The following is a 2,142-nucleotide window of genomic DNA, read 5'->3' on the forward strand; positions in this document are numbered from 1 at the left end:
GGGGATCGCTTGGCGCCGACGTTCCGCCTGAGCCTGGGCATCTTCTCCGCACACAAGCAGTACGAACTCCTCTCCGCCGAGGCGGAACGCACGTACCTTCGGGTCCGCCTTTAGTGCCTCGGCCACGGCTTTCAGCACAGCGTCGCCGACCACATGGCCGTGAACATCATTGATTGCCTTGAAGTGGTCCAGGTCGAGCACGGCAAGTGTGCGATAGCCCTCAGAGCGTAACTTCTTGAAATTCTGCTCGATTGCCCGCCGGTTGAGCAATCCCGTCAGCGAGTCGCGTTCGGACAGGCGCTCAAGCATGTCAGCTTCGAAGCGAGCGTTGTCTCGCTGGCGCTTGAGCGTCATGAAGCGATCTGCCACGCCGAGTGTGGTGAACAAGACTTCGCATACGCAACCCACATAGAATAGGAGCATGGCATCATTGCTCTGCAACCAGGGAACCACACCCGTGACCAAGCGCACCAATCCGGCCAGAATTATAGGGATATAGCCGATCGCCTGGAACTTGGCGGCCCGACTTCCGTGCCGCAGTGCATCGGCAACTGATAATATGAAAATGACGACCACCGGAGCAAAAGCCGCGGTGTACACCGTCGACTGGATCGAGCGCCCCACGAACGGGAATACCGCGTGAGAAACGCTCAAAAACATCGCCCATACGGCGCACCCGAGCAGCGCCCGCCGCAGGAGCGGATGCATGCGGCCGGGCTCTATGAAGCTGTGCGTAAACATCGCTCCAGAAGCGACCGTGAGGCCGAAGATCACTGTCGTCATCCAGCTCAACGTCATTGCTGGCGGATCGAAGAGAACGACTGCAAGGCCCGAAGAGACCAAGATCGTCAGCAGCAAAGAGATCGTGAGCATGGAATGCCAAAGCACGAATGGCTCGCGCAGGATCCGGTAGAAGGCCGCATTGAAGATGAGCGGCATGGAGAGCATTCCGGCAAGGGTTGCCAGGAGAATTAGAGACTGCACAAGGTCTGGGCCGAGAGCGATGTCAGACGGTGACAAATAGGCTCTCTCTAGCGTCATCTGATGGCTCGGCAAATCGAATGCAACTACGACCTGCAGCGTGTCGCGGGTCACACCTGGCAGAGCGGCCTTGAAATACCCGCCATGCAGAGCGCTAAGAAGCTCACCCGCCGAGAAAGAGGTCTGACGGATTGCGCCGTCTCGGTCGATCGCCAGCAGATGCACAGCCGCGAGCGCACTACGTCTTGAAAAGAGATATTGAGGGAGGGCATCTTTCGGACCGATTTCAAAGCGCAGCAGCGTCCGCTCGCCTTCGAGCGAATAGATCCGATCTCCGCAGGTCCAGCGCCCGGGCGAGTGGACGGCAGTGACCAACTCTTCCGACAAACTTGTGGACGTCCAGCAGGAACTGCGAATGTCCATCGATTCAGCCGCGCCAAGGGCTGCCGCGTCTAAAGGCGCAAGCATAATGAAGCACAGCACAGTCGTCACGAGCGCTTTTCGGAGGTAATTCCAGAACATCGGTTGGTGTTACACGCCCATCATTGAGATGGGGTTACCGACAGGATGACGCGGAACCGTTGCGCAGTGCCGAGAGCTATCGCATGGGCACCCAGGCGGCCCCGGCCGAAATCTGCCGGTCCGCTGTCGAAGCACATTTGGGCTGAAGCGGGCATTCGGCAAACGACCTAGAGTAGGCATAGTGGTTGCGAGATGCCCGGCTCGCGCCAGCGCAACAACAGCCCGTCCAGATCGTCAGCACGGCAGCAACACCTGCTACGACAACGCCCTTTTGAGCGTCTACCGTTACGAAAGTACCGTGCCAGCTTCCGCCATTGCTCAATTGCGGGCCTCGAGCTTGTTGTACAGTTTCTTGAGATGGTACTTTACGGTGTTTTCGGAAATCCCCCTGCGCGCCGCAATCTGTGAATTGGTCCAGCCATCCGCCAATACTGCCAATAATTCGCGCTCCCATGCCGTCAACTGGGATAGCGGCGTTTCGTTGATTTTCGAGACGTCGAAATACGGAATGCAGATACGGTCGCGTGCCACGGCACGCAGCGTGTAAAGAAGCAGGCTGGGATCATCAGACTATAGGATGACTCCTTCGGGTGCCATCCCTGCAGGCGATGTCCAGGAGCCGTTCAGTCAACGCAGTAT

At 58.1% G+C, this 2,142-nt stretch carries 1 protein-coding gene and 1 pseudogene; both read right to left on the reverse strand.

Going from position 1 to position 2,142, the window contains the following annotated elements; genetic code table 11:
* The coding region (locus AC1DUU_RS30355; protein WP_476787024.1) for a sensor domain-containing diguanylate cyclase at nucleotides 1–1,473 on the reverse strand (1,473 nt) is incomplete at its 3' end.
* Between the two features lie 348 nt (nucleotides 1,474–1,821).
* Nucleotides 1,822–2,070, reverse strand: a pseudogene (locus AC1DUU_RS30360) (helix-turn-helix domain-containing protein); the annotation flags it as partial.
* Nucleotides 2,071–2,142: the final 72 nt, after the last annotated feature.

The organism is Aminobacter sp. P4_H6_2 (assembly GCF_056400805.1).